Genomic DNA, 24,551 nt, shown 5'->3' on the forward strand with positions numbered 1-24,551 from the left:
GGCGCCCGCCCCGGCGGCGACGCCCACCCCGACTCCGACCCCGCCCCCGGCCGCCGCGCCGGGCGCGGCCCAGCCGGCCCCGGCCGGCGCGGTGCCGGCCGGGTACCACCTGTACAAGGACCCGACCGGCTTCTCGGTCGTGCTGCCGGACTGGCTCCAGCAGAGCGGCTCGGAGGCCACCCGCCGGACCTTCCAGGGCAACGGCAGCACGCTGCGGATCGAGTGGACCACCAGCCCCGACCCGAGCGCGCTGGCGGACTGGCAGGAGGCCGAGCCCGGCCTGCGCGCGCAGGTGACCAACTACCAGCGGGTCAACCTCGCGGCCGTCGGCTACCGGCAGTGGAGCAACGCGGCCGACTGGGAGTGGACCAACGGCACGCCGAGGATGCACTCGCTCAACCGCGGCTTCGTGACCGGCAGCCCGGCCAAGTACGGCTACGCGATCTACTGGACCACGCCGGACGCCGACTGGGCGGCCCCGGCCAACTCCCAGGCCAGGGACGAGGCGTTCGCCAGCTTCCAGCCCGCGCCGTAACCCGGCGGGCGTCGGGCCGGTCGGCCGGGCAGGCGCTCCTCGGCCCTGGCGAACTCCTGGTCGGTGAGCGCCCCGGAGCGGTGCGGGGCGGCCGACCGCTCCAGCCGGTCCAGCGGTCGCCCGCCCGCGCGGAGCTCCTCGGGGGCGGGGTCGGGCGGCGCCTTGGCCAGGGAGGCGGCCGCCTGCGGGGTGGCCCGCGCGGCCCGCGCGGCGGTCCTGATCCGCTCGGTGAACTCCCCGGCCCCGGCCGCGTCCTCGAAGCCGTGGGGGCCGGTCGGGGCGATGATCGTCAGGGCGTCGCCGTCGAGCCCGGTCCGCGTCATGGTCGGGTCGGTGACGGCGGCAAGCGGAACCGGTACCGGCGGTTTCCCGTCCTTCAGGAAGAGCAGCCGGTAGGTGGTCGGGACCAGCGCGCCCTCGCGGAAGTGGTCGGGGTGGAGGCGACGGGCCGCTCACCGTCGATCACGGCCGCCTCGACCGTGCGCACGGCCTCGGCCCGCGTCGCCCGGCCGCCGTTGCCGGCGACCCGGAACGCGGTGTCGATCAGATCGGTCCGGTCCACGGGGCCGAGCCCGGGAGAGCCGCTCAGTAGGCTGCTCGGTGAGCGAGAGGAACTGGCATGCGAGCGGGCCCTGGGCAGGTGCTGGCGGGGCGTTACCGGCTGACGGACCGTCCGGAGGCGCTGCGGGCGACCGCGGTGGACGAGGGCACCGGCGAGTCGGTGCTGCTGCGCGCCCTGGAGCTGCCCGCGCTGCTGACCGGCGGCCACGATCCGGAGGACGGCACGCCGCCGCAGGCCGACCGGCTGGTCCGGCGGGTCGGAGCGGTCGGCTCGACGGCGCCGGCCTGGCACCCGCGGCTGCTGCGCGGGGTCGGGGCGTTCGTCGACGGGGAGCTGCTGTGGACGGTCGAGGAGCGGCCGGCCGGCGTCCCGCTGGCCGAACTCGCCGCCGCCGGGCCGTTGCCGCCCTACCGGGCGGCCGAGCTGGCGGCGGACCTGGCGGGCGCGCTGCGCTCGCTGCACGAGGCCGGGCTCAGCCACGGCAACCTGACCGCCGAGTCGGTGCTGGTCTGCGAGGACGGCGCGGCGATGCTCGGCGGACTGTTGTCCGGGGTGGCCGAGGAGGCGCTGGCCGAGGACCTCGGCGGGCCCGGCGGTCGCCGCCGCTACGAGGTGCGGGCCACCCTGGTCGGCCCGGTGGCGGAGCGCTGGCCGCTGGACGGCGGCCCGGCCGGGGACTGCTGGGCGCTCGGGGTGCTGCTGCAGCGGCTGCTGACCGGGCGTTCGCCCTACCCCGAGGGCGGGGTGCCGGAGCTGGTGACGGCGGTCCGGGACGGGCGGCGCGAGCCGTCCGCCTCCTGCGGGCCGCTGGCGCCGCTCGTCGAGCGGCTGCTCCAGCCCGATCCGGCGCTGCGGCCGACCGCCGACGAGGTCCGCCGGGAGCTGGCGGTGCTGCTGGCGGGCGCGCCGGAGCCGGCCGACGGCGAGCGGGCGGCCCGGGAGGTCGTGCTGCGGCCGGCCGGTCCGCTGGTGAAGTCCGCGCGCGGGCGCGGCCGGAGCGCCGCCGTGCCGTCCGCCGGCCGCGGGGCGGGGACGGACGGGGGCAAGCCGCCCCGGATACCCCCGGCCCTGCTGGGGCCGGTGCTGGTCGGAGGCGTCTTCCTGCTGCTCGTGCTGGGGGTGGTCGCCGTGGTGATGTTCGCGGGCTGACGGCCCGGCCCGGCCGCGGTTCGCGGACGCGGCGGACCGGGGAGATTACCCGGGTCGGCGAGGTGGGCCTAATGTGTGCGTGGGATTTGTTCGAACAGTGGTCTGCACCAGGCCCTCCGTCGCACTGACGGCAGCCGAAGCGAGGGGGAGCGGTCGCCGATGGGCGTGCAGGACCGGCCGGAGACGGCCGAGACGGAGCGGCTGCTGGCCGGGCGGTACGAGCTGGGCGATCGGCTCGGCCGCGGCGGCATGGGCACGGTCTGGCGGGCCTGGGACCGGATGCTGGACCGTGAGGTCGCGGTCAAGGAACTGACCGTCAACCACCTCCCCGAGGACGAGCTGGAGATCCTGCACGCCCGGATGAAGCGCGAGGCGAGCGCGGCGGCCCGGATCAAGCACCCCGGCGTCATCACCGTGCACGACGTGCTGGAGCAGGACGGCCGGCCGTGGATCGTCATGGAGCTGGTCGACGGCCGCTCGCTGGCCGACGTGATCAGCCAGGACGGCACCCTCCAGCCGCGCGCCGCCGCCGAGGTCGGCAGCCAGGTGCTGGCCGCGCTGCACCGCGGGCACCAGCTGGGCGTGCTGCACCGGGACGTCAAGCCGGCCAACGTGCTGCTGGAGCGCGGCACCGGCCGGGTCGTCCTGCTGGACTTCGGGATCGCGAAGTTCGAGGGCTCCGCCGAGCTGACCCGGCCGGGCGACCTCGTCGGCTCGCCGGACTACCTCGCGCCCGAGCGCGCCCAGGGCGAGCGGCCCGGGCCGGCCTCCGACCTGTGGGGCCTCGGCGCGACGCTGTACGCGGCCGTCGAGGGGCAGTCGCCGTTCCGCCGGACCTCGCCGATCACCACGCTGGCCGCGGTCGTGGGCGATCCGCTGCCGGAGCCGCGCCGGGCCGGGCCGCTCGGGCCGGTGCTGGCCGCGCTGATGGCCAAGGACCCGGCCGAGCGGCCGACCGCGGACGAGGCGGCCCGGATGCTCGCCGAGGTGCAGGCCGGGCACACGGTCGGCCTGAAGGCGGTCGCGCCGGTCCGGACGCCGACGATGTCGGTGCCCGTCGTGGACCGGAGCGACACGACCGGCGGGGCCGCGGCCGACGCCGGTGACGCCGGTGACGCCGGTACGGACACCGGCATCGAGCCGGACACCGCCGGGGAGCCGGCCGGGGCCCGATCGTCGGAGACGGCCGTCACCGCGGCGCACGCTCCGGCCGGTGGCGCCGTGGCCGCGGCGCACGCTCCCGCCGTGGGCGCCCAGCCGGGCGCGCCGATCGCCGCGGGGGCGCCCACCGGGCCCGTCGCGCCGGTGCCGCACACCATCGCGCCCGCGCGCGGACCGGCCAGGCGCCGCAGCCTGGCGAAGGTCGTCGGCATCGCGGTGGCCGTCGGCCTGGTCGCCGCCGCGGGCACCTTCTTCGCCACCCGGCACGTCGTCGGCTCCGACGCCGGCCCCGCCGACGACCCGTCGACGCCCGCCGTGACCACCTCGGCCGTGCCGGTGCCGACCGGATCGGCGAGCGGCGGGCCGGTGCCCGCCGGCTACCAGTGGGTGGAGGACCCGGCCGGGTTCCGCTTCGTGCTGCCGTCCGCGTCCCCGGCCTGGCAGCGCATCCTCGGGAGCGACAACAACCAGATCTTCTACAGCCCCGACGGCAAGGTGCACTACCTGCAGTTCGCCGTCACCGTCGGGCAGTCGGTGAAGCCGCTGGAGCACATGCGGGAGATGGAGGCCAGCGTCTCCAAGGCGCAGAAGGACTACAAGCAGCACCGGATGGCGAGCACCGCGGTGAACGGCCACGAGGCGGCCGTCTGGGAGTTCAGCTACGCGGCCAAGGAGGGCGGCCGCCGCCGCGCGGTCGAGACCGAGTTCATCGACGACGACGGCACCGCCTACGCGATCTACTCGTCCAGCCCGGAGAAGGGCAACGACTGGAACGAGGCCCTCCAGCGCTTCACGACGGTGCTCAACAGCTTCACGCCCACCCGCTGACCACGGCGCCGTCCGGGCGGAGCGCCCGCTTTCGCCCGAGTGCGGCAGATTGTTGTTACCGACGGGTACCGCGCCGGGCGCCGAGCGCCTAGGCTGCGCCGTATGTCGGACCTCACAGCAGATGCAGTGGCCACCGGACGTCCCGACGCCGCCCCCGCGGGCGGCAACCCGGCCGCTCCGGGCGGCGGCCGGACCGTCGCCGGGGCCGTCCCGCCGTCCCTGGTCGCCCGGCTGGCCGGCGGCGTCACCGCGACCGGCGAGCCCAGCGTGGTGGAGACCGTCGCCCCGCTGACCGGTGAGCGGCTGGCGAGCCTGCCGCAGTCCACCCCGGCCGACGTCGAGGTCGCCTTCCAGCTGGCCCGCCGCGCCCAGTCGGCCTGGGCCGCGCTGCCCGTACGCCGCCGCGCCGCCGTCCTGCTGCGCTTCCACGACCTGCTGCTCAAGCGGCAGGACGAGGTCCTGGACCTGATCCAGGCCGAGACCGGCAAGGCCCGGCTGCACGCCTTCGAGGAGGTGCTCGCCGTCGCCATGGCCGCCCGGCACTACGGGCGCGCCGCGCACGGGTACCTGCGCGACAAGCGGCACGGCGGCGCGCTGCCGGTGCTCACCCAGGCGATCGAGGCCCGCCGCCCCAAGGGCGTGATCGGCCACGTCTCGCCGTGGAACTACCCGCTGGAGCTGTCCGTCGGCGACGCCCTGCCCGCCTTCGTGGCCGGCAACGCCGTCGTCAACAAGCCCGACACGCAGACCGCGCTCACCGCGCTGTGGGCCCGCGAACTGCTCGTCGAGGCCGGGCTGCCGGCCGACCTGTGGCAGGTCGTGATCGGCGACGGACCGGTGATCGGCCCGGCCGTGGTCGAGCACGCGGACTACGTCTCCTTCACCGGCTCCACCCGCACCGGCCGCGACGTCGCCCAGCGCGCCGCCGCCCGGCTGATCGGCGCCTCGCTCGAACTCGGCGGCAAGAACGCCATGCTGGTGCTCGCCGACGCGGACCTCGACCGGGCCGCGGCCGGCGCCGTGCGGGCCTGCTTCTCCTCCGCCGGTCAGCTCTGCATCTCCATCGAGCGCCTCATGGTCCACCGTTCGGTCGCCGACGCCTTCCTGGAGAAGTTCGCCGAGCGCACCCGGGCCCTGCGCCTGGGCGGCGGTCTCGCGTACGGCGCCGACATGGGCTCGCTGGTCTCGGCCCGCCAACTGGACACCACCACCCGCCACGTCGAGGAGGCCGTCAAGGCCGGCGCCACCGTGCTGGCCGGCGGCCGCGCCCGGCCCGACCTCGGCCCGTTCTTCTACGAGCCGACCATCCTCGACGGCGTCACGCCGGAGATGGCGGTCTGCGGCGAGGAGACCTTCGGCCCGGTCGTCTCCGTCTACCGCTTCGACACCGACGACGAGGCGGTGGCCGCCGCCAACGCCACCCCGTACGGCCTCAACTCCAGCGTCTGGACCAGGAACCCGCGCCGCGGCCGGGCGGTCGCGGCCCGGCTGCGCACCGGCACCGTCAACGTCAACGAGGCGTACGCCGCCGCCTACGGCTCGGTCGGCTCGCCGATGGGCGGGATGGGGGACTCCGGGCTCGGCCGGCGGCACGGCGCGGAGGGCATCCTGCGGTTCACCGAGGCCCAGACCATCGCGACCCAGCGGCTGCTCCCGCTCGCGCCCTCGCTCGGGCTCGACGACCGGCAGTTCGCGGCGGTGTTCACCGGCGGGCTGCGGGTGCTGAAGGCGCTGCGCCTCAAGTAGGCGGGGCTGTGGTGGGGCCCGGCCGGTGGGCGGTGCGGGCGGATTCGGACGGCTAAGGGAGCAGTGGCAGATGGCGGGGTCCCCGGAACAGGGCGAGTTCGACTACGACGTGGTCGTGGTCGGCTCCGGCTTCGGCGGTTCGGTCGCCGCGCTGCGGCTGACCGAGAAGGGCTACCGGGTGGCCGTCCTGGAGGCCGGGCGGCGCTTCGACCGCGACGAACTGCCCCGGAACTCCTGGGACCTGCCGAACTACCTGTGGGCGCCGCAGCTGGGCCTGTACGGCATCCAGCGGATCCACCTGCTGGCCAACGTGCTGATCCTGGCCGGCGCCGGGGTCGGCGGCGGCTCGCTGAACTACGCCAACACCCTGTACGTGCCGCCGAAGGCGTTCTTCGAGGACCGCCAGTGGCGCCACATCACCGACTGGCAGGCGGAGTTGGCGCCGTTCTACGACCAGGCGCAGCGGATGCTCGGGGTCCGGCTCAATCCGACCGTCACGCCGTCCGACGTCCACCTCAAGGCGGCGGCCGAGAAGATGGGCGTCGGGGACACCTTCCACATGGCGCCGGTCGGGGTCTTCTTCGGGGACGGCAAGGACACCGACGGCACGGCCAAGGCCGCGCCCGGCGAGGAGGTCGCCGACCCGTACTTCGGCGGAGCCGGCCCGGCCCGCAAGGCCTGCGTGGAGTGCGGCGAGTGCATGACCGGGTGCCGGCACGGCGCCAAGAACATGCTCACCGAGAACTACCTGTACCTGGCCGAGCAGGGCGGCGCGGAGATCCACCCGCTGACCACGGTGGCCCGGATCCGGGAGCAGGGCGAGGGCTACGCGGTGGACGTGCGCCGCACCGACTCGCGCTCGAAGACGGACCGGGTCAAGGCGGGCGCGCGGACCATCACCGCCGCCCGGGTCGTGGTCGCGGCCGGCACCTACGGCACCCAGTCGCTGCTGCACCGGATGCGTGCGGACGGCCACCTGCCCCGGCTCTCGGCCCGGCTCGGCGAGCTGACCCGGACCAACTCCGAGGCGCTGGTGGGCGCGCAGACCACCGACCGGCGCTACGGCAGCCGCGCGGACTTCACCAAGGGCGTCGCGATCACCTCCTCGATCCACCCGGACGCGAACACCCACATCGAGCCGGTGCGCTACGGCAAGGGCTCGAACGCGATGGGCGCGCTGTCGATCGCCCAGGTCGCGGGCGGTGGTCGGGCCCCGCGCTGGCTGCGCTACCTGGGCAACTCGGTGAGTCACCCGGTGACCTTCGCGCGCTCGATGAACCAGCGCCGCTGGTCGGAGAAGACGATCATCGGCCTGGTGATGCAGTCGCTGGACAACTCGATCACCGTCTCGCTGAAGAAGGACCTGCTCGGCAAGGCCCGGCTGACCTCCGCCCAGGGCCACGGCGCGCCCAACCCGACCTGGATCCCGGCCGCCGAGAAGGGCGCCCAGGCGCTCGCCGCGGAGATCAACGGCTTCGCCGGCAGCACCGTGGGCGAGATCTTCGACATCCCGATGACCGCCCACTTCCTCGGCGGCTGCCCGATCGGCGACACCGCCGAGACCGGCGTGGTCGACCCGTACCACCGGCTCTACGGCCACCCGGGGATCAGCGTCGTGGACGGCGCGGCGGTCTCCGCCAACCTCGGCGTCAACCCGTCGCTGACGATCACCGCGCAGGCCGAGCGCGCGATGTCGATGTGGCCCAACAAGGGCGAGGCCGACCCGCGGCCGGAGCAGGGCGCGGAGTACCGCCGCACCGCGGCCGTCGCGCCGGTGCGCCCGGCCGTGCCGAAGGACGCGTTCGGGGCGCTGCGGCTGCCGCTGCTGGCCGTCCCGGAGGTGCCGAAGAAGCGCGGCTGACGCTCGGCTGCGCGGCCAACACGCCGGGGCTGGAAGCCGGTTGACATCCGTTCGGATCCGATGGGATAAACGGGCGTCCTGGGGGACCAGGGACTCGTCGAGCGGGGGGAACGCGGTTCATGGCCATCTGCGCATCGTGCGGTGCGGCTTCGGTGGAGGGGGCGCGGGCCTGTGCCGCGTGCGGACGGCCGTCCGCGCCACCGCCACCGCCCCCACCGCCGGCCGGTCCGCCGAGCAGCCCGCCGGCCGCCCCGCCCGTGGTGCCGCCGCCCCCGCCGCCCGGGTACGCGCCCGCGCCGCCCGGCTACGCGCCCGCGCCGGGCACCTGGGGCGCCGGGCGGCCGTACGACCCGGCTGCCGGGCAGTCGCCCGTGCTGCGCGGGCTGACCGGCATGGACTGGCGCCCGGCGCTCCTCGCGCTCCTCGCACCGACCGTCGTCCTGCTGGTCGCCGCGCTGGTCGCGGCGATCCCGAGCGACTACAACGAATCCGCCACCCTGGTCCAGATGCCCGGGTTCGGCGACCGCTACGGCGCCGCCCTCGCGATGGCGCTCGGCGCGCTCGGCGCCCCGTTCAAGCTCTCCTACGCGATCCACTGGCGGGGCACCGACACCGACTTCGGCTTCACGGCGCGGGTGCTCCCACTGACCGTCACCGTGCTGTGGCTGCTCGCCCTCTGGCTCGGCCTGCGGACGCTCTCCCGCCGCCGGCAGGCCCGCACGGCCGAGCAGATGACGCGCGGCCAGGCGGCCGGCGAGGCGCTGCGCACCGCGCTGGTCGCGGCCGGCGTGACGCTGCTGGTCGGCCTGCTCGCCGGGGCGGACTGGAGCCCCTACCTGCCCGGCAACCCCACCGGGTTCGGCCGCTCGTCGGCGATCACCTACACCGCGGAGGCCGGCTGGCCGCAGGCGGTCGGCTGGAGCGCCCTGCTCGCCGGGCTGGTCGCGTTCGCCGTGTACGGCACCGACGCGCTGCGCTGGGCGGCCTGGCGCAACCGGACGATCCGCGGCTGGGCGGTGGCGGGGCTGGCAGCCGGCCAGGTGCTCGCGCTGCTGGTCGGCACGGCCTCGCTGGTGGCGTTCGTCCTGGTCGCGGCCAACAGCGAGGGCTGGCAGACCGCGGTGTCGTCGGCCTTCCTGCCCAACCTCGGGCTGATGCTGATCGGCATCGGCTCGGGGGCGACGTTCCGCGCCGAGGGCGGGCCCGCCTCCCGGGGGCCGGACTGGGGCGGCGGGCGGGGCGGCTACCCGGGCTTCCAGGAGTTCTCGTTCTTCGACCTGCACGGCGAGAGCGGCGCCTGGCGCTTCGCCGGCCTGCTGGCCGTCGCCTCGGTGGTCCTGCTGGCCTGGACGGCCCACCGCCGTCGGCTCGACGCGGCCGACCGGATCCGGCTGGCGGTGGTGTACGCGGTCGGGCTGACCCTGCTCATGGTGTTCTCCGGCGCCGCGACCACGGGCTTCGGCAGCGGCGGGACGCGCTCCGACCCGGCCACCGCCGGCTACTCGGTGAGCCTGGTCTTCGGTTCGCTGCTCGCGGCCAACGTGATCTGGGCGGCGATCGGCGCGCTGGCGCTGCCGCCGCTGCTGGCCAGCGCGACGGGCGGGCGGGGCGCGGCCGCCGTCCCGTACGCGGGCGCCGTGCCGCCGCAGGGTCCGCCGGACGGGTACGACCAGGTCGGGCCCGGGTACGGGATCGCCGCCGGGGAGCCCGAGCCGTACCGGCCGGAGGCGGGGGTGAGCGACGTGATCGGTTCGTCCGAAGGGCCGTCGGGGCCGACGGGCGGGGCGGACGACCGGCTCGCGGGGCCCCGGGACGGCGAAGGCAGGGTCGACCCGAGCGTCTGGCGCGACCACCCGTAGCGCGGATCCCGGCAGGTCGGGGCCCCGGCAGGTCGGGCGGGACCGGTCGGCGCCGGAAAGGCCGGGGCCGGAGAGGCCGGCGCCGGAAAGGGCAAAGGGCCCCGCGGGGGAACGGGGCCCTTTGTCGCTCAGCACGCGGCGTCAGGGCTGCGCCGGTGCTGGAGGTGACGGCGCCGGGGGAGGAGCGCCGTCATTCGGTTGGCTTCGGGGCCGCGCCCGGTGCGGCTCCGGCGTGGGTGGCCGGCGGCGCGGGGGGCGCGCACGCTCGCGGTGCGTCGGGTCGGCGCGCAGTCCTGCGCCGGACTCTCGATCACGGAGCGTGAGGTGGCGACCGTTGCCGCCCCAGGTCGCGGCGGCAGCGGTCCCGGACTCCACAGTGGGCCGTAGGCCGCCGGGAGAACCGCTTCCACGGAGCATCGTGCTGGACGGAGGGCTCGCTCTGCAACCGGTTCGGCACACTTCGGCCCGGTCCATTTTGTGACGACGAGCTCCGCTTCGCCGCGGTGATGATCACGGTGCGTAGTGGTTCGGTCGATTGCGGCGCACGGGGACGCGCGTAGCGGCGCGCAACGGTGAGTGGTGTGCGCCCCCGGGCGCGCGCCCGGGGGTCGTGCCGGGGTGCAGCGGCCGGCCCCGGGCGTCCCCGGGGCCGGCCGCCCCACCTCGCGGTCCAGTCGCGGCCGGGGTCGCTGTCCCCTGCTGGCCGGCCGCGGCACCCGCGCACGGTCCCACGGCGCGCCGCGCCCGGTCTGGCCGGAACGACGGCGGCGCCACGTGCGCCGGTGGACTGGAATGGAGCTCCACGCGTGGTCCTGCGTGACGCGCGGCGGCGCCCCGCGCCCGGGGCGGAGGCGGCGCGTCTGGCGGGCGCGGCGCGGTCGCACGTCGTGTGAAGCAACGAACCGCCGGCCCGTCCGGTCACGGCCGCTTGGACGTGCAGACGAGTGAAACCGGGCAGCCCGGTAGAATCGGGCTCAGACACCCCCACCCGTCGCCGTCGTGGCCCCTGCCCGGGACGCGTGCCGAGCGACACCCTCGATACCGCTGCCGGAAGGCCGTCTGTGTCCGCTGCAATTCCCGTCCAGTCCGTACCTGAGACCGACACCGTGCTGGTCGTCGACTTCGGTGCCCAGTACGCCCAGCTCATCGCCCGCCGGGTGCGTGAGGCCCGGGTCTACAGCGAGATCGTGCCGAGCTCCATGCCGGTCGCCGAGATGCTCGCCAAGAACCCGAAGGCGATCATCCTGTCCGGCGGCCCGTCCTCGGTCTACGAGGAGGGCGCGCCGCAGCTCGACCGTGCGATCTTCGAGGCCGGCGTCCCGGTGTTCGGCATGTGCTACGGCTTCCAGCTGATGGCCAAGACGCTCGGTGGCACCGTCGACAACAGCGGCGCCCGCGAGTACGGCCGCACCCCGCTGACCGTCAGCCGCTCCGGCTCCACCCTGTTCGAGGGCGTCCCGGCGAAGCACTCGGTGTGGATGTCGCACGGCGACGCCTGCTCCGCGGCGCCCGAGGGCTTCACCGTCACCGCCTCCACCGACGTGGTGCCGGTCGCGGCCTTCGAGAACGACGAGGCCCGGCTCTACGGCGTCCAGTACCACCCCGAGGTGCTGCACTCCGACCACGGCCAGCAGATCCTGGAGCACTTCCTCTACCGCGGCGCCGGCCTCGCCCCGACCTGGACGACGGGCAACGTCGTCGAGGAGCAGGTCGCGCTGATCCGCGCGCAGGTCGGCACCAAGCGCGCGATCTGCGGCCTGTCCGGCGGCGTGGACTCCGCGGTCGCCGCGGCCCTGGTCAACAAGGCCATCGGCGACCAGCTGACCTGCGTCTACGTCGACCACGGCCTGATGCGCAAGGGCGAGACCGAGCAGGTCGAGAAGGACTTCGTCGCGGCCACCGGCGTGCAGCTGAAGGTCGTCGACGCGGCCGAGCGCTTCCTGGACGCGCTGAAGGGGGTCACCGACCCCGAGGAGAAGCGCAAGATCATCGGCCGCGAGTTCATCCGGGTCTTCGAGCAGGCCCAGGCCGAGATCATCGCCGAGGCCGGCGAGCAGGGCGAGTCGGTCGACTTCCTGGTCCAGGGCACCCTGTACCCGGACGTCGTGGAGTCCGGCGGCGGCACCGGCACCGCCAACATCAAGTCCCACCACAACGTCGGCGGCCTGCCCGAGGACCTCCAGTTCCAGCTGGTCGAGCCGCTGCGCAAGCTGTTCAAGGACGAGGTCCGGATGGTCGGCCAGGAGCTGGGCCTGCCGGAGGAGATCGTCCAGCGCCAGCCGTTCCCGGGCCCGGGCCTCGGCATCCGCATCGTCGGCGAGGTCACCGAGGAGCGCCTGGACCTGCTGCGCGAGGCCGACGCCATCGCCCGCGAGGAGCTGACCGCGGCCGGCCTGGACCGCGAGATCTGGCAGTGCCCGGTCGTGCTGCTCGCCGACGTGCGCAGCGTGGGCGTGCAGGGCGACGGCCGCACCTACGGTCACCCGATCGTGCTGCGTCCGGTGTCCTCCGAGGACGCCATGACCGCGGACTGGTCGCGCCTGCCGTACGACGTGCTGGCCCGCATCTCGACCCGCATCACCAACGAGGTCCGCGACGTGAACCGCGTCGTCGTGGACGTCACCAGCAAGCCGCCGGGCACCATCGAGTGGGAGTAGGCACTCCCGCCGGCCCGGGTGTACGACGCCGGACCGGAGCCTGAACGGCCGCGCCGTCGTTCCCTTGAGAGGGGGCGACGGCGCGGCCGTCGGCGGTTCCGGGGGGTCCGCGTGAGGTGGACCTCCCACCGAAAGCGTTCACGAGCGGGCAGAATGCGGACCGGACCTGTCAGGAGCGGCAGGCCGCGAGGGAAGGTGTGAGGCATGTCGGAGGCTGGCAACTCCGTGGCGGTCGGCGGGGGCGCGGCCGGACGGGCGGACCGGGCGGCCCAGCGGCGGGCGTTCGCGACCCGGTTCGCGATGCTGCCGCTGCGGCTCTTCCTCGGCGTCACCTTCGTCTACGCGGCCCTCGACAAGCTGTCCGACGCGCACTACCTGGCCGGGGCCGGCGATCCGGCGTCGTTCGTCTCGCAGACGCAGGCCGTCCGGGCCGCCAGCCCCGTCTCCTTCCTGCTCGGCCCCGCGCTGGACGCGCCGACCCTGTTCGCGCTCCTCGTGGCCTTCGGCGAGCTGGCCGTCGGCCTCGGCACGCTGCTCGGCCTGTGGGGCCGGGTGGCGGCGCTCGGCGGCGCGGCGATCAGCCTGAGCCTGTGGCTGACCGTCAGCTGGAACGTCTCGCCGTACTACCTCGGCAACGACCTGGTCTACCTGCTGGCGTGGACGCCGCTCCTGCTGGCCGGCACCCCGGAGCTCTCGGTGGACGGCTACCTCGCCCGGCGCGCCGGGCGGGACCGCGAGCGCGGGCTGGGCGAGGAGCACGTGCGGCGCCGGGCCCTGATGGACGGCGGGATCGCCGCCGTCGCGATCGGCGGCGCCGGGCTGCTGACCGGCTCGCTCACCCGGACCTTCGGGCGGGACAAGGCGGCGGCGCCGAAGCAGTCCGCCGCCCCGGTCGCGGCCCCTTCCGCGCCCCCCGGGCCGGCCCCCTCGGTGGCCGCCGCGAGCGTGCCGGTCGGCGGCTCGGCCCAGGTCAAGGACCCGGCGACGGGCGACGCCGTCTACATCGTCCAGCCCAAGGCGGGCCAGTACTGCGGCCTCTCGTCGGTCTGCACGCACTCCGGCTGCGCGGTGGACGCCCCCAAGAACGGCCAGCTGTACTGCCCGTGCCACGGCTCGCGGTTCGACGCGGCCACCGGCGCGGTGGTCAACGGTCCGGCCACCAAGCCGCTCGCGAAGTACACCGTCACGAAGAGCGGCGACAAGCTGAACCTCGGCCCGCAGCAGAGCTGAGCCGCCGGGCAGTGGCTAGTCCCCGTCGTCGGACCGGCCGCGGCGGGCCACCGCCGCGACCGCGCCGGCCAGGCCGCCGGCGCCGAGCACGATGAAGGTGACGGGGATGACGATCCGTCCGTTCACCGACTGGTCGTTGACCGCCGCGACCAGGTAGACCACCGCGATCACGGTGAACAGCGCGCCCGCGATCAGCGAGAACAGGTCGATCCGGTGCTTCCTCACTTCTGGACCACCTTGATGTTGCCGAGTCCGACCTCCAGCATGAGGTCGAGCGTGCCCTTGGACGGCCGGTCGGTGCCGGGGTGGATCTCGTAGGTGTGGCGGCCGGTGCTGTCGTTCCCGTCGCTGCCGGGGACGCTGATGCTGCCGAGCGCCATCTGGGTGACCACGTTGACGGTGACGTCGGAGGGCACCACGACCGTCAGGTCGCCCGCGCCCATCTCCACCCGGCTGGAGAGCTCGGCCCCGGCCGGGTCGAGCGCGCTCAGGTCGAGCCGGGCCTGGCCGGCCCCGAGGCCGTACTTCTCCTTGAGCTGGGACGCCGAGGCGACCGTCCAGGTGCGGTCGCCGAAGGCGTTCTGCAGCGAGTTCGGCGAGCGGCCGACGAAGGCCAGGCCCAGGGTGAGCAGCAGGCCGATCGCGGCCAGCTTGCGGGCCCGGCCGAACTTCGCGCCGACCAGCAGGGTCAGACCGACCACCAGCAGGGCGGTGGCCAGGACGGTCGAGCTCACCACGGTGATGCTGTTGTGGCCGACGGTGGCGGACCAGACCGCGGCGCCCGCGCCGATCGCCAGCAGGAATCCGAAGAAGCCGAGCGCCGAGCGTTCCTTCGGGTGACGGACCACGGTCGGCTTCGGCGGCGCCGCGGGGCCCGCCTTGCGCAGCGGATCCCCCTCCGGCAGGTCGGTGCGCTGCCACCACGGCTGGGACGGCGTGCCGGGCGGGGGCACCGGGGTGCCGTACGGGGGCGTGGCGCCGGTCTTCGGCGCGCCGCTCCTGGGCGGCGTGGCCGTGGTGCCGTACGGGTTCCGCTCCGGGTGGCGCGGGTCCCACAGGTAGCCGGTGGGGCCGGGGGCGGGGGTGTCCGCGGGGACGGTGCCGGCGGCGCTCCCCCAGCCTTCGGCCGGGGGGACCCCCATGGCGGCGTGCCGGGCGCGGGCCGACTCGTCCTGCGGCACGTCCTGCCGGGGCCAGACGTACGGGGAGCCGGGTGCCTCGGCCTCGGGGAAGTAGCGGTCGTACGGGCCGCCGCGGCGGCGTCCGCGGGCCCGGGCCTTGCGGCGCTCCGGGTCGTAGCGCACCGCCAGGAAGACCAGCCCGGCGAGCAGCAGCAGCGGGAGCATCTGGTCGCCGTCGCCCATCGAGGAGAAGAACACCCCGGTGCCGATGACGGTCAGGAGCACCGCGCCGACCGACTGGCCGTCCACCCGGCCGGTGAGCACCCGCTGGAGCTCGGTGCGCCCGCCGCGGCCGGCGCCCCGGCCGTCCGGCGAGCCCTCGGTCGGGACGACCAGCCAGGCCAGGCCGTACAGGAACAGGCCGAGCCCGCCGGAGAGGCAGAGCACGACGGTGACGACGCGGAAGACCACCGGGTCGATGTCCAGGTGGCGCCCGAGGCCGCCGCAGACGCCAGCCACCACGCGGTGGTGCTCGGCCCGGGTCAGCGGCGGGCGGTCGGGTTCCGGCGGGGCGGCGGGCCCGGCGTCCTGGATGCGGTGCTCCTCGGTCATGGGCACCATCCTCCCGGGCCGGGCCGCCGGGCCCAACCGGTACCAGCCCTGTCCGCACCCTGACTTGTCCCTGATAAGCGGTAGGGACCCACCCTGATGCGCCCGCGGGCGCCCGCGTGGAACCATCGGTGGCGTGGCAGCACCCGGTACCGATCCCCGTCCCCTCGCCCCCGACGCCCCGCCGCCGTCGGGCGGCGACCCGAACGCGTCCGACGGCGGCCGTCCGCCCTACCGCCGGCTCTACCGCAGCCCGCACGGGCGGATGCTCGGCGGCGTCGCGCACGGCCTCGCGGTGCACCTCGGGCTGCCGGTGCGGTGGGTGCGGCTGGCGTTCGTGCTGCTGTTCTTCGCGCAGGGGATCGGCGGGCTGCTGTACGCGGCGTTCTGGTTCGTGGTGCCGATCGGCATCGGCGAGCCCTCGCGGCGCGGCGCGCACTGGGTGTACGTCAACGGCACGTTCGTGCCCGCCGCGCAGTGGCAGGGGCCGAGCGCTCCGCTGACCAAACCGGGGGCCGGCACCGGCTGGGTCGGCCGGCTGCGCGAACTGCTCCAGCACGCCCTGCAGGGCGAGCCGGTCGTGCAGACCGCCGCCGCCACCGAGGGCGAGGCCTCCGCCCGCCCGGCCAAGGGCGGCCTCGGCCAGCTCGCCGCGCTGGTCATGGTCGTCATCGGCGTGATCGCGCTGCTCAACGTCCTCGGCTGGCAGACCGCCAAGCCGTACACCTGGCCGCTGCTGGCGATCGGCGTCGGCGTCGCGCTGGTGTGGCGGCAGGCCGACGACTCGCGCTGGCAGCGTTGGTTCGGCCTGGAGGAGGGGGAGAAGCGGCGCGGCGCCTACACCCGGGTCGGCGCGGGCGTCCTGCTCGCGGTGGCCGGCACGATCGCCCTGCTCGCGATGCAGACCAGCGACTCGACGCTCGGCTCGGTCATCGAGGCCTCGATCGCGGTGCTCGCCGGCGTGCTCGTGCTGCTCGGCCCGTACGGACTGCGGCTCTGGCAGGACCTCGGGGCCGAGCGGACCGCCCGCATCCGCGCCCAGGAGCGCGCCGAGATCGCGGCGCACATCCACGACTCGGTGCTGCACACCCTGACCCTGATCCAGCGCCGGGCCGAGGACCCCAAGGAGGTGCTGCGGCTGGCCCGCTCGCAGGAGCGCGAGCTGCGGCTGTGGCTGTACCGCCCGGAGGCCGCCGCCGAGGCCGCGCCGGAGACGATGGCGGAGACCCTGCGCTCGGTCGTCGCCGAGGTCGAGGACCGGCACGGCGTCCCGGTCGAGCTCGTGATCGTCGGCGACTGCCCGATGGACGAGAAGATCGCGGCACAGATGCAGGCCGCGAGGGAGGCGACCGTCAACGCGGCCAAGTACGGTGGCGGGGGACCGGTCCAGGTGTACGCGGAGGTCGAGGGGAGGACGGTGTCGGTGTTCGTGCGCGATCACGGCCCCGGCTTCGACCCCGACACGGTGCCCGAGGACCGGATGGGCGTACGGGAGTCGATCATCGGCCGGATGAAGCGCAACGGCGGCACCGCCCGGGTGCGGCCCGCGCCGGACGGCGGCACCGAGGTCGAGCTGGAGATGGAGAGAACGAATGACTGAGGCAGCGCCGGAGCGCACCGCTCGCGTCGTGCTGGTGGACGACCACCGGATGTTCCGGACCGGGGTCAGGGCCGAGATCGGGCGCACCGCGGAGACCGGCATCGACGTGGTCGGGGAGGCGGACGACGTCGAGTCGGCGGTCCGCGTCGTCGCCGAGACCCGGCCGGACGTCGTGCTGCTCGACGTCCACCTGCCCGGTGGCGGCGGCGTCGAGGTGCTGCGGCGCTCGGCGGGGGTGATGACCGGCGAGCAGTCGGTGAAGTTCCTCGCGCTGTCGGTGTCGGACGCGGCCGAGGACGTCATCGGCGTCATCCGCGGCGGTGCGCGCGGCTACGTCACCAAGACGATCACGGGGAACGACCTGGTCAACGCGATCTTCCGGATCGCCGACGGCGACGCGGTGTTCTCGCCCCGGCTCGCGGGCTTCGTCCTGGACGCGTTCGCGGCCACCGACACCCCGCCGGTCGACGAGGACCTCGACCGCCTCACCCAGCGCGAGCGCGAGGTGCTGCGGCTGATCGCGCGCGGGTACGCGTACAAGGAGATCGCCAAGCAACTGTTCATCTCGGTGAAGACGGTCGAGAGCCACGTCTCCGCCGTCCTGCGCAAGCTCCAGCTGAGCAACCGGCACGAGCTCACCCGCTGGGCCACCGCGCGCCGCCTGGTCTGAGCACCGTCCGCACGAGCCCGTCCGCCCCCGGCCCCGCACCGATGGGTCTGCCCGGGCCGGGCGGGCTTGTCGGTGCGGGGCCATAGACTCGGAGTGCCATGAGTAGCCTCTTTGACGACCTCCCGCTCCCCGGTTTCGAGGCCCCCGCCGCCGGGTCGAAGCAGCCCGCCGCCACTCCCCTCGACGAGGAGCCCCCGCCGTTCGAGGACGACGTCCCGTACGACGCGTACGAGGAGGCGATCCCGGAGGGGCTCTTCCACACGGACCACGCCGCCGCGGCCGAGCGCGACGCCTGGTACCGCAACGGCGCCGCCCGGACGGTGGTCGACCCGGCCCAGCTGCTGGAGGGCATGAACGACCCCCAGCGCGAGGCCGTCCTGCACGCCGGCTCGCCGCTGCTCATCGTGGCCGGCGCCGGCTCCGGCAAGACCCGGGTGCTCACCCACCGCATCGCCCACCTGCTCGGCGCCCGCGGCGTGCAGCCGGGCGAGATCCTGGCGATCACCTTCACCAACAAGGCCGCCGGCGAGATGCGCGAGCGCGTCGAGCAGCTGGTCGGCCCGCGCGCCCGGGCCATGTGGGTCTCCACCTTCCACAGCGCGTGCGTGCGGATCCTGCGCCGCGAGTCCAAGGTGCTGGGCTTCACGTCCAGTTTCTCGATCTACGACTCGGCCGACTCCCAGCGGCTGATGTCGCTGGTCTGCCGCGACCTCGACCTGGACCCCAAGCAGTTCCCGCCGAAGTCCTTCACGGCGAAGGTCAGCAACCTCAAGAACGAGCTGATCGACGAGGAGACCTTCGCCGACCAGGCCGCCAACCCGATGGAGAAGAAGCTCGCCGAGGCGTACGCGCTCTACCAGCGGCGGCTGCGCGAGGCCAACGCGCTCGACTTCGACGACATCATCATGACGACGGTGAACCTGCTCCAGGCCTTCCCCGACGTCGCCGAGCACTACCGCCGGCGCTTCCGGCACATCCTGGTCGACGAGTACCAGGACACCAACCACGCCCAGTACATGCTGGTCCGGGAGCTGAGCGGCGGCTCCGTCGCCGCCGCGCCCAAGCGCACCGTGGACGGGGAGTTCGTGAACCCGGCCGCCGCGCACCTCGCCGAGGTGCCGCCCGCCGAGCTGTGCGTCGTCGGTGACGCGGACCAGTCGATCTACGCCTTCCGCGGCGCGACCATCCGCAACATCCTCCAGTTCGAGGAGGACTACCCGAACGCGACGACGATCCTGCTGGAGCAGAACTACCGCTCCACGCAGACGATCCTGAGCGCCGCCAACGCCGTCATCGAGCGCAACGCCAACCGGCGCGAGAAGAAGCTCTGGACGGCCGGGGACCACGGCGAGAAGGTCGTCGGCTACGTCGCCGACGACGAGCACGGCGAGGCCCAGTTCATCGCCGACGAGATCGACCGGCTCACCGACAAGGGCGAGGCCAAGCCCGGCGACGTCGCGATCTTCTACCGCACCAACGCCCAGTCCCGCGTGTTCGAGGAGGTGTTCATCCGGGTCGGCCTGCCGTACAAGGTCGTCGGCGGGGTGCGCTTCTACGAGCGCAAGGAGGTCCGGGACGTCCTCGCGTACCTGCGGGTGCTCTCCAACCCCGAGGACACCGTGCCGCTGCGCCGGATCCTCAACGTGCCCAAGCGCGGCATCGGCGAGCGGGCCGAGGCGATGATCGACGCGCTCTCCTCGCGGGAGCGGATCTCCTTCCCCCAGGCGCTGCTGCGGGTCGACGAGGCGTACGGGATGGCCGCGCGCTCGGCCAACGCGGTCAAGAAGTTCAACACCCTGATGGCCGGGCTGCGCCAGGTCGTCGAGTCGGGCGCGGGCCCGGCGGCGGTGCTGGAGGCCGTCCTGGAGGAGACCGGCTACCTGGCCGAGCTCCAGTCCTCCACCGACCCGCAGGACGAGACCCGGGTGGAGAACCTGCAGGAACTCGCCTCCGTCGCCCTGGAGTACGAGCAGGACCCGGGCGAGCGGCCGGACGCCGGCGAGGACGGCGCGCCGCCGGTCGGCTCGCTGGCCGACTTCCTGGAGCGGGTCGCGCTGGTCGCCGACTCAGACCAGATCCCGGATGCGAAGCAGTACGGGACCGAAGGAGGAAGTCCGGACGAGGACGAGGAGGGCCGGGGCGTCATCACGATGATGACCCTGCACACCGCCAAGGGCCTGGAGTTCCCGGTGGTCTTCCTGACCGGCATGGAGGACGGGATCTTCCCGCACATGCGGGCCCTCAACCAGGTCAAGGAGCTGGAGGAGGAGCGCCGCCTCGCGTACGTCGGGCTGACCCGGGCGCGCGAGCGGCTCTACCTGACCCGCTCGGTGCTGCGCAGCGCGTGGGGGCAGCCCGCGTACAACCCGGCCTCGCGGTTCCTGGAGGAGATCCCGGAGAACCTGGTGGAGTGGAAGCGGACGGGGGCGGCGCAGGCGCCGGCCGCGCGGGGCTTCTCCTCGGGCTCCTCGTGGGGCAAGTCCTCCTCCGGGGGCGGCGGTTCGCGGGCGGGCTCGTCGGCCTCGGCCTCGCCGAAGGCGGGCTGGGGGCAGTCGGCGCGGCGCTCGGGCAAGGTCGTGGAGCGCGAGGCCGTCTCGCTCGCGGTCGGGGACCGGGTCACCCACGACACCTTCGGGCTGGGCACGGTGGTCACCGTCACGGGTGTCGGCGACCGGGCCCAGGCCACGGTGGACTTCGGCACGGAGGGGCGCAAGCAGCTGCTCCTGCGCTACGCGCCGGTGGAGAAGCTCTAGTGCCACCGCGCTGGCAGGCCCGGGCCCTTCGGGCCGGCCCGGCCCGCTAGCGCGGGTCCAGGCCGTTCGAGAGGAACCACGGCAGCGGGTCGACCGGCCCGCTGCCCGGCGGCCGGATCTCGAAGTGCAGGTGCGGGCCGGTGCTGTTGCCGCTGCTGCCGACGAAGGCGATGAGGTCGCCCTGCTTCACCGGGCCCTTGCGGACCTTGTAGCCGCGCAGGTGGCAGAACCAGGCCTCGGTGCCGTCGTTCATCTTCAGTATCGACATGTAGCCGTAGAACGGGTTCCACTGCGTGCGGATCGTGCCGTCGGCGACGGCGTAGACCTCGGAGCCGCCGTCCACCGGGAAGTCGATGCCGGTGTGGCGGTTGGCCCAGTGGGTGCCGGCCGCGCCGAACAGTTCGCCGAGGCCGTGCTGGGCGACCGGCATGACGACCTTCGGCTGCTGGGCGGGCGGCGGCGTCGGCTGGGCGGTCGGGGCGTCCGTCGGCTGGGCGCCGGTCAGCGGCTGGCGGGCGTCGCCGCGCGAGGCCTGGGAGTGGTCGCCGCCGGCCGCGACGGCCTGCTGGGCGGTGACCTTGGTCGCCGTGGCGGCGGTGCTGTCGGGGGCGTCGGCCGCCGTCGCCTGCGGGGGCACCCGGCCGGCCTCGTCCTGCACCACCGTGATCGCCGCGGCCGCGGCGACCCCGAGCGCGGCCACCGACGGCACCGCGACCCGGAACAGCGCGGCCCGGGTGGCCGCCTTGGCGGCGCCGCGCCGCTGCGCGCGGGACTGCTCCCGGGCGGCGACGCGCAGCTCCGCACGGGTCGGACGGGCGGCTGCGTCGGGAGCCATCGGGGGCTGCCTCCTCGGTGGGCCTCGGTCACGTCGTCGGGCGAGGGAAAACAGGCGTGACTGTATCCGTACGTTCCGTGCCCCCGAAAAACCTCCGCTTGTCAAGAGGTCGCGCGGGGGTCCGTGCGATTGCCCGGAGGTGGGTATACCCACTGGTAGGAAGGGGTGGGCCTGTGATTTTGCCCTCCTCTTGAGGGGTGGCACGGCCAACCGGCCCGGGTGGCGCTAACCTCCCCTCAGGTTGGTTATTGACCGTTAACGCGCCCACGGCCCACGAGGCCGGGTGGGTTGGTGGACGACGAGGTCCAGGAGGCAGTCATGGGTGTGTCAGGGCCGATCCGTGTGGTGGTGGCCAAGCCGGGGCTGGACGGTCACGACCGCGGCGCCAAGGTCATCGCGCGCGCCCTGCGCGACGCCGGCATGGAGGTCATCTACACCGGGCTGCACCAGACGCCCGAGCAGGTCGTGGACACCGCGATCCAGGAGGACGCGGACGGCATCGGCCTGTCGATCCTCTCGGGCGCCCACATGACGCTGTGCGCGCGGGTGCTGGAGCTGCTGAAGGAGCGCGACGCGGCCGACATCAAGGTGTTCTGCGGCGGGATCATCCCGGACGAGGACATCGCCGAGCTGAAGGCGATGGGCGTCGCGGACATCTTCACCCCAGGCACCCCGACCCGGGACGTCGTCGCCTGGGTCGAGGCCAACCTCCGCGCGGCGGGCTGATCTCCGCCCTCATCGTCGGGTGAGCGGGCCGGTCCCCGGGCGGGGCCGGCCCGCTTTCTCGTGCCCGGGGCTCGACTCAGGCCCCGAAGCCGGGCTCACGCGCCGGGCCGGGCTCAGGCGCCGGGCCGGGCTCAGGCCCCGAGCCGGGCTCACGCCCCGAGCTCGGCGAGCATCGCCTCCCGGAAGCGGAGCGTCCCGGCGAGGCGGGCGAAGGTCTCGGCCCACGCCGAGTCCGGTGTGGTGCCGGCGGCCAGCTCCTCGACGGCGCCGGCCGTCTCCGGGGCCAGCGCGCGCTCCGTCATCCCGAGCACGCCGCTGTGGCTCCACGGGTACGCCCCGGAGGCGGCGGTGCGGGACAGTGCGGTGACGACCGCGGTGGACAGCGGCGGCGTCCACGGCGTGGCGCACGCGCCGAGCAGCTGGAAGGCCTCGCCCAGGCCGTGCACCTCGATGAACGCGGCCGTCCAGGCGGCCCGTTCGGCGGGCGGCAGGACGGACAGCAGCTTGGCGGGTGCGCCGGTGGCCCGCGGCGCCCGCGCCCGGCCCGCGCCGCGGACGGGCGGGACGGGCGCCGGGCCGAGCAGCGCGCGGGCCCAGTCGGGATCGTGCTGGCGGACGGCGGCGCGGGCCCAGGCCTCGCGGAGGTCGTCGGCCCAGCTGCTGCTGGTCTCGTCGATGCTGTCGCCGACCCGCAGGGCGAGCAGCTGGTCCGGCGTCAGGCCCGTCGTCTCGGGCCAGGTGGCGAGCGGCGCCGCCGCGACCACCTCGCCGAACCACCAGGCCCGTTCGCCGCGCCCGGTCGGTGACTTGGGGGGTATGCCGTCGCGCTCCATGGCCGCGTCGCACTCGGCGGGCGGGGTGACCAGCAGGTGTGTGCCCGGATCGGCGAGGCGGACGGCGGCGGTGGCGCGGACGGCCATCCGCCGGGCGAGCGCGGAGCCGGGGAGGGTGGAGAGCAGCTCGGCGGCCGTCGCCCGGACGTTCTTGCTGCGGTCGCCGAGGGCGGCCTCCAGGAACGGCTCGTCCTCGGGGGAGAGGCCGTCCTGGAGGGCGTCCAGGAAGAGCAGCCGGTCCTCGGCGCGCTCGGTCGGCCACGTGCTCCGCAGCAGGGCGAGGCCGGCCGCCGGATCGCGGCGGCGCAGCAGCGTGAGGTGGGTGACGCGCTCGGCGAACAGGCCCTCGTGCCACAGGCGGTCGTCCGCGGGCTGCGGCGGCGCGCCGGGCGGCGTGGTGCGCAGGACGTAGCGCCAGTCCGGGTTCCGCACGGCCAGCCAGCGGCCGAGGGGACCGGCCAGGGCGACGCCGTCCTGGCGCAGTTCGCTGCGGGCCCGGGAGGCGTCGAGCAGGGCGGGCACCAGGGCGGCCGGCGGGCGCAGGCCCCGCTCGCGGGCGGCGGCGAGCCACTGCGGCAGCAGCTCGGTGAGGTTGGCGAGGGTGCCGGTGCCGCCGGTGGTGCCGCCGGTGGTGCGGCCGGCGAGCAGGACGGCGAGCCGCCGGGCCGCCGCAGGGGGCAGCTCGGGGCGGCCGTCCTGCGGGGCGGGCGGGTCCGGCGGCTCCACGGCCGGGACGGGCAGGGCGCCCGCGCGGCGCCGGACGGTCGCGAGCGCGGCGAGCTCCAGCAGGGCGGTGGCCGGGTCGTCCCGGTCCACGGACCCGCCGAGGGGCAGGGCGGTGTCGGGGAGCGGGCGGCGGTCGGTGCCGAGGAGGGCGGTGGTGTGGAGGGTTTCCCACGGGTCCTGGGTGGTCGTCATGTTCTGCTCCTAGACGGTGGTCAGGCCTATGGGGCGGTGGTCGTCGCCGGGCCAGGCGGTGACCGGGGCGAAGCCCTGGTGGCCGTACTCGCCGAAGACGGTGAGCGGGCGGCCGGTGGACACGGCGGCCAGGCGCCACAGGGCGGCCTCCGGGACGGCCGCGGGGCGGACGGGGACGGTGTGGTGGCCGTCCGTCAGGCGCCAGCCGTCCGGGGTGAGGACGGGGACGACGCCGGTGAGGACGGTGGGCCAGGCGTCCAGCCACGGGTCGTCGGCGACGGCGGTGCCGTAGCCGGCCACCGCCTCGGCGACGGACAGGCCGTCCGGCGGGGCGGCCGGGCCGGGCGCGGGGGCGCCGTACCGGGTGCCGAGGGCGGCGCGCAGCGGACGGGCGCCGGGGTGGAAGGCGAGCTCGGCCTCCAGCGCGTGGCCGGTGGGCAGGGCGAGGTCGGGGGCCTGGCCGGGGCGGCCGAAGGCGAGCAGCAGGGCCGGGCGGCCGGTCTTGGCGCCGCGCAGCCAGAGCCGGCGGGTGGTGAGCCGGTCGTCCCCTCCCTCGCCCATGGGCGCGGTCCGGGTGCCGAGGACGAGCCAGCGGTCCCGGACCGTGGGCCCGGCGAGCAGTTCGGCGGCGTCGGTGGTGTAGCCGACCCTCGTCCGCACCGTCGCCGCCAGCCCGGTGGGCAGCTCGTCGAGCCGGGTGGCGGCGGTGGCGAGCAGGTGGAGCATCGCGTACTCCTCCAGGAGCCGCTCCTGCGGGAGGCCGTCCAGCTCGCGGACCCGGGCGGCGAGGCCCGGCGCCTGGGCGTCGACCATCCGCGCCGCCACCTCCTCCCACGGACCGGCGGCGGACCGGTCGGCCAGGCCGTGCCGGATCCCGTCGGCGAGCCGCAGCCGCAGC

18 protein-coding genes and 1 pseudogene are annotated in these 24,551 nt (G+C 75.2%); 12 read left to right on the top strand and 7 right to left on the bottom strand.

What is annotated here, in order from left to right:
• Positions 1 to 535: pseudogene (locus ACFXDE_RS40225) on the top strand (hypothetical protein); the annotation flags it as partial.
• On the opposite strand, the gene ACFXDE_RS40230 reads toward ACFXDE_RS40225, so the two are convergent.
• Together ACFXDE_RS40230 and ACFXDE_RS40235 are read right to left on the bottom strand one after the other, a co-directional pair.
• A complete protein-coding gene (locus ACFXDE_RS40230; RefSeq protein ID WP_380499226.1) occupies positions 445 to 858 on the bottom strand; it encodes a hypothetical protein in 414 nt (137 codons plus the stop codon). The pseudogene ACFXDE_RS40225 and the gene ACFXDE_RS40230 overlap by 91 nt on opposite strands.
• 53 nt (positions 859 to 911) lie before the next feature.
• Positions 912 to 1,097 (bottom strand): hypothetical protein, encoded by a 186-nt coding sequence (locus ACFXDE_RS40235; protein ID WP_380499227.1) that lies wholly within the window; start codon positions 1,095 to 1,097, stop codon positions 912 to 914.
• A gap of 57 nt (positions 1,098 to 1,154) precedes the next feature.
• On the opposite strand from ACFXDE_RS40235, the gene ACFXDE_RS40240 reads away from it, so the two are divergent.
• The 7 genes from ACFXDE_RS40240 (at position 1,155) to ACFXDE_RS40270 (ending at position 13,588) form a co-directional block, all read left to right on the top strand.
• A complete protein-coding gene (locus ACFXDE_RS40240; RefSeq protein WP_380499228.1) occupies positions 1,155 to 2,246 on the top strand; it encodes a protein kinase in 1,092 nt (363 codons plus the stop codon).
• A 159-nt stretch (positions 2,247 to 2,405) separates the two neighbouring features.
• On the top strand, positions 2,406 to 4,235 hold the full coding sequence (locus tag ACFXDE_RS40245; RefSeq protein WP_380499229.1) for a serine/threonine-protein kinase: 1,830 nt from the start codon (positions 2,406 to 2,408) through the stop codon (positions 4,233 to 4,235).
• A gap of 102 nt (positions 4,236 to 4,337) precedes the next feature.
• The gene (locus ACFXDE_RS40250) at positions 4,338 to 5,981 is read left to right on the top strand and encodes a succinic semialdehyde dehydrogenase (RefSeq protein ID WP_380435974.1); all 1,644 of its coding nucleotides are present in this window, start codon (positions 4,338 to 4,340) and stop codon (positions 5,979 to 5,981) included.
• A 70-nt stretch (positions 5,982 to 6,051) separates the two neighbouring features.
• Complete coding sequence (locus ACFXDE_RS40255) at positions 6,052 to 7,842, top strand: GMC oxidoreductase (RefSeq protein ID WP_380435976.1); 1,791 nt, start codon at positions 6,052 to 6,054, stop codon at positions 7,840 to 7,842.
• A gap of 257 nt (positions 7,843 to 8,099) precedes the next feature.
• Positions 8,100 to 9,701: a hypothetical protein gene (locus tag ACFXDE_RS40260; protein ID WP_380499230.1), complete on the top strand. Its 1,602-nt coding sequence runs from the start codon at positions 8,100 to 8,102 to the stop codon at positions 9,699 to 9,701.
• Between the two features lie 1,061 nt (positions 9,702 to 10,762).
• A complete protein-coding gene (gene guaA, locus ACFXDE_RS40265) occupies positions 10,763 to 12,358 on the top strand; it encodes a glutamine-hydrolyzing GMP synthase (protein ID WP_380438959.1) in 1,596 nt (531 codons plus the stop codon).
• A gap of 204 nt (positions 12,359 to 12,562) precedes the next feature.
• Positions 12,563 to 13,588 (top strand): Rieske 2Fe-2S domain-containing protein, encoded by a 1,026-nt coding sequence (locus ACFXDE_RS40270; RefSeq protein WP_380499231.1) that lies wholly within the window; start codon positions 12,563 to 12,565, stop codon positions 13,586 to 13,588.
• A gap of 15 nt (positions 13,589 to 13,603) precedes the next feature.
• On the opposite strand, the gene ACFXDE_RS40275 is transcribed toward ACFXDE_RS40270, so the two are convergent.
• Entirely contained in the window at positions 13,604 to 13,813 is a 210-nt protein-coding gene (locus ACFXDE_RS40275) for a hypothetical protein (protein ID WP_380438963.1), read from the bottom strand.
• Positions 13,810 to 15,321: a PspC domain-containing protein gene (locus ACFXDE_RS40280; RefSeq protein ID WP_380499232.1), complete on the bottom strand. Its 1,512-nt coding sequence runs from the start codon at positions 15,319 to 15,321 to the stop codon at positions 13,810 to 13,812. The genes ACFXDE_RS40275 and ACFXDE_RS40280 overlap by 4 nt, the downstream gene beginning before the upstream one ends.
• A 133-nt stretch (positions 15,322 to 15,454) precedes the next feature.
• Here ACFXDE_RS40280 and ACFXDE_RS40285 point away from each other — a divergent pair, with 133 nt between their 5' ends.
• The 3 genes from ACFXDE_RS40285 to pcrA all read left to right on the top strand — a co-directional run bounded on the left by ACFXDE_RS40285 (position 15,455) and on the right by pcrA (position 20,341).
• Positions 15,455 to 16,918: a PspC domain-containing protein gene (locus ACFXDE_RS40285; protein WP_380499233.1), complete on the top strand. Its 1,464-nt coding sequence runs from the start codon at positions 15,455 to 15,457 to the stop codon at positions 16,916 to 16,918.
• A complete protein-coding gene (locus ACFXDE_RS40290) occupies positions 16,911 to 17,588 on the top strand; it encodes a response regulator transcription factor (RefSeq protein WP_329927624.1) in 678 nt (225 codons plus the stop codon). Before ACFXDE_RS40285 ends, ACFXDE_RS40290 begins: the two co-directional genes overlap by 8 nt.
• A gap of 98 nt (positions 17,589 to 17,686) precedes the next feature.
• Positions 17,687 to 20,341 (top strand): DNA helicase PcrA, encoded by a 2,655-nt coding sequence (pcrA, locus tag ACFXDE_RS40295; protein ID WP_380438971.1) that lies wholly within the window; start codon positions 17,687 to 17,689, stop codon positions 20,339 to 20,341.
• 46 nt (positions 20,342 to 20,387) lie between these two features.
• On the opposite strand, the gene ACFXDE_RS40300 is transcribed toward pcrA, so the two are convergent.
• A complete protein-coding gene (locus ACFXDE_RS40300) occupies positions 20,388 to 21,176 on the bottom strand; it encodes a M23 family metallopeptidase (RefSeq protein WP_380499234.1) in 789 nt (262 codons plus the stop codon).
• Between the two features lie 318 nt (positions 21,177 to 21,494).
• Between ACFXDE_RS40300 and ACFXDE_RS40305 the strand changes: the two genes are divergently transcribed.
• Entirely contained in the window at positions 21,495 to 21,902 is a 408-nt protein-coding gene (locus ACFXDE_RS40305; RefSeq protein ID WP_153460947.1) for a cobalamin B12-binding domain-containing protein, read from the top strand.
• Positions 21,903 to 22,051: 149 nt separating this feature from the next.
• On the opposite strand, the gene ACFXDE_RS40310 is transcribed toward ACFXDE_RS40305, so the two are convergent.
• Together ACFXDE_RS40310 and ACFXDE_RS40315 are read right to left on the bottom strand one after the other, a co-directional pair.
• On the bottom strand, positions 22,052 to 23,653 hold the full coding sequence (locus ACFXDE_RS40310; RefSeq protein ID WP_380499235.1) for a DUF5691 domain-containing protein: 1,602 nt from the start codon (positions 23,651 to 23,653) through the stop codon (positions 22,052 to 22,054).
• Between the two features lie 9 nt (positions 23,654 to 23,662).
• A partial coding sequence (locus ACFXDE_RS40315; RefSeq protein ID WP_380499236.1) for an SWIM zinc finger family protein occupies positions 23,663 to 24,551 on the bottom strand: 889 nt, incomplete at its 5' end.

It is taken from the genome of Kitasatospora sp. NPDC059408 (genome assembly GCF_042751525.1).
Lineage (GTDB): Bacteria > Actinomycetota > Actinomycetes > Streptomycetales > Streptomycetaceae > Kitasatospora.

Bases quoted from the DNA above. Each gene is read 5' to 3' on its own strand.
- ACFXDE_RS40310 (WP_380499235.1), bottom strand. From the start codon at position 23,653: ATGACGACCACCCAGGACCCGTGGGAAACCCTCCACACCACCGCCCTC.
- ACFXDE_RS40245 (WP_380499229.1), top strand. From the start codon at position 2,406: ATGGGCGTGCAGGACCGGCCGGAGACGGCCGAGACGGAGCGGCTGCTG.
- ACFXDE_RS40290 (WP_329927624.1), top strand. From the start codon at position 16,911: ATGACTGAGGCAGCGCCGGAGCGCACCGCTCGCGTCGTGCTGGTGGAC.
- pcrA (WP_380438971.1), top strand. From the start codon at position 17,687: ATGAGTAGCCTCTTTGACGACCTCCCGCTCCCCGGTTTCGAGGCCCCC.
- ACFXDE_RS40300 (WP_380499234.1), bottom strand. From the start codon at position 21,176: ATGGCTCCCGACGCAGCCGCCCGTCCGACCCGTGCGGAGCTGCGCGTC.
- ACFXDE_RS40280 (WP_380499232.1), bottom strand. From the start codon at position 15,321: ATGACCGAGGAGCACCGCATCCAGGACGCCGGGCCCGCCGCCCCGCCG.
- ACFXDE_RS40255 (WP_380435976.1), top strand. From the start codon at position 6,052: ATGGCGGGGTCCCCGGAACAGGGCGAGTTCGACTACGACGTGGTCGTG.
- ACFXDE_RS40240 (WP_380499228.1), top strand. From the start codon at position 1,155: ATGCGAGCGGGCCCTGGGCAGGTGCTGGCGGGGCGTTACCGGCTGACG.
- ACFXDE_RS40270 (WP_380499231.1), top strand. From the start codon at position 12,563: ATGTCGGAGGCTGGCAACTCCGTGGCGGTCGGCGGGGGCGCGGCCGGA.
- ACFXDE_RS40250 (WP_380435974.1), top strand. From the start codon at position 4,338: ATGTCGGACCTCACAGCAGATGCAGTGGCCACCGGACGTCCCGACGCC.
- ACFXDE_RS40230 (WP_380499226.1), bottom strand. From the start codon at position 858: ATGACGCGGACCGGGCTCGACGGCGACGCCCTGACGATCATCGCCCCG.
- ACFXDE_RS40305 (WP_153460947.1), top strand. From the start codon at position 21,495: ATGGGTGTGTCAGGGCCGATCCGTGTGGTGGTGGCCAAGCCGGGGCTG.